General features: G+C 67.0%; 1 protein-coding gene. It reads left to right on the top strand.

The genetic code is table 11. The annotated features are described in order from the left end of the window. Positions 1–146 precede the first annotated feature (146 nt). Positions 147–1,043 (top strand): transposase (locus ACFXJ8_RS44090; protein ID WP_379651556.1); only part of this gene is annotated, 897 nt, incomplete at its 3' end.

Here is a 1,043-nt window from a genome sequence, read left to right as displayed (position 1 = left end):
CCTCGGCTATTCAGCCGGTATTTCACTCTGAAGATCGATAACTGAAGAAGGTGCCTCCGACCTGCGATGATCTGACTGCTTAGATCACGAACATCGCACAGAACGGACGCACCTTCCGGGTGAACGGTACGGCATGGGACCGCCGCTTGTCTGTCCGCGGGGACGGCAAGGGGCTCATCGGGCACGCGGGAGCCGTGCTCCTGCGCAAAAGCGCTGATCAGACGGGGTTAACCGGAGCGCTCGGCGGAGTGTTCGCCCGGCTGGGCGGCTCGCCGGTATGGGACCGGGGCGTGGTGCTGGTACAGCTCGCGGTGGCGATCACGCTGGGCGCGACCAGCATGCGGCAGATCTCCCTGCTGGCCCACCACGAGCAGCTGTTCGGCACTCCTCCCTCAGACTCCACCATCCGCCGGGCGCTGGAGCCGATCGGTGACTCCGAGCTGCTGCGGACCAGACTCGCCCGAGCTCGTGCCCGGGTGCGGCGGCACGTGTGGGACCTGATCTCCGCCACCGAGACAGGATTCCCCTGGCTGGAGGTGGCCGGGAAGGTGCTGACCGGCTGGATCGTGATCGATCTGGACGCCACGCTAATCACCGCCCACTCCAACAAACAGGGCGCCTCGGCCACGTTCAAGAAAGGCTGGGGTTTCCACCCGCTGGCCGCCTGGTGCGCCAACACCCACGAGTCGCTGGCGATGCTGCTGCGCACCGGATCAGCCGGCTCCAACACCGTGACCGACCACGTGCGGGTCCTCACCGCCGCCATCGCTCAGATCCCCGAGGGCTTCCGGGCCAAGATCTGGATCCGGATCGACGGCGCGGGCGCCACCCACGACCTGGTCGGACACATGCAAGGGTTGAACACCACCCGGCGCACGGTCCGCTTCACCGTCGGCTGGAAGATCACCGATACCGACGAAAGCGCGATTGCCAAACTGCCCGAGAAGGCCTGGCAGGCGGCAGTCCGCCAGGATGGCGAGGCACACGAGCACGCGCAGGTCGCCGAGCTGACGGGGCTGGACGAACGCGCCACACTCTGGGGG

Origin of the sequence: Nonomuraea sp. NPDC059194, from assembly GCF_042754765.1 — a bacterium.
In the GTDB taxonomy this organism is placed as follows: domain Bacteria; phylum Actinomycetota; class Actinomycetes; order Streptosporangiales; family Streptosporangiaceae; genus Nonomuraea.
This window is presented reverse-complemented; position numbering and strand designations above follow the sequence as displayed.